This window comes from Blautia sp. CAG:257, assembly GCF_000433815.1.
Taxonomy (GTDB): Bacteria; Bacillota; Clostridia; order Lachnospirales; family Lachnospiraceae; genus Blautia_A; species Blautia_A caecimuris.
In genome coordinates this window covers 8,906-10,046 of the sequence record NZ_HF999094.1, presented here as the reverse complement: position 1 = coordinate 10,046, position 1,141 = coordinate 8,906, and the positions used below count along the sequence as shown (strand labels likewise).

Here is a 1,141-nt window from a genome sequence, read left to right as displayed (position 1 = left end):
CTGCAGAAAACGTGCAAAACATGCAGTTTATGAGAATCAGCGTGCGATCAAAGCAGTAAATGCGCTGAAAGCAGACAATGTGGAAGAATTCGGAAAACTGATGAATGCTTCTCATGTTTCTCTTCGTGACGATTATGAGGTTTCCTGTGAGGAGATTGACATTCTGGTAGACCTGGCATGGCAGATTCCGGGAGTGATCGGTTCCCGTATTACAGGAGGCGGTTTCGGCGGCTGTACAGTAAGTATTGTGAAAAATGACGCAGTGGATCATTTTATTGATACCATCGGAAAACAGTACAAAGAAAAAGTCGGACATGAGGCAGAGTTTTATGTAGTAGATATCGGTGACGGAGCTCATGTGATCGCATAAAATCAGGGGGATAAAAACATGTTAAGTAAAAGCATCAGAAAACTGGTACAGTACGGAATTGAGACAGGACTGACACCTGAATGTGAAAAAAACTATACCATTAATCTTCTTCTGGATATTTTTCATGAAGAGGAATACACAGAACCGGAAGAAGTACCGGAAAATGTGAATCTTGAAGAAACCCTGGGAGAACTTCTGGATGAAGCTGTAAAGCGCGGACTGATCGAGGACAGCGTTGTATACCGTGATCTTTTTGACACACGTCTTATGAACTGCCTTATGCCAAGACCTGCTCAGGTTCAGAAAGAATTCTGGGACAGATATCAGACCAGCCCCCAGAAGGCAACAGATTATTTTTATAAATTAAGCCAGGACAGCGATTATATCCGTCGCTATCGCGTAAAAAAAGACCAGAAATGGACAGTGGAAAGTCCTTATGGAGATATTGATATCACAATCAATCTGTCAAAACCGGAAAAAGATCCAAAGGCCATTGCAGCAGCAAAAAATGCAAAGGCAAGCAGTTACCCAAAATGTCTTCTCTGCCCTGAAAATGAAGGCTACGCAGGCCGTGTGAACCATCCGGCAAGGGAAAACCACAGAATCATTCCTATTACAGTAAACGACAGTCCGTGGGGCTTCCAGTATTCACCGTATGTATATTACAACGAGCACTGTATTGTATTTAACAGTCAGCATACTCCAATGAAGATCGAGAGAAATACCTTTATCAAGCTTTTTGATTTTGTAAAGCTGTTTCCTCATTATTTC

At 42.1% G+C, this 1,141-nt stretch carries 2 pseudogenes; both read left to right on the top strand.

The features are described from left to right. Positions 1–370 (top strand): annotated as a pseudogene (locus QVP40_RS11005) (galactokinase); the annotation flags it as partial. Positions 371–388: 18 nt separating this feature from the next. After that, positions 389–1,141: pseudogene (locus QVP40_RS11000) on the top strand (UDP-glucose--hexose-1-phosphate uridylyltransferase); the annotation flags it as partial.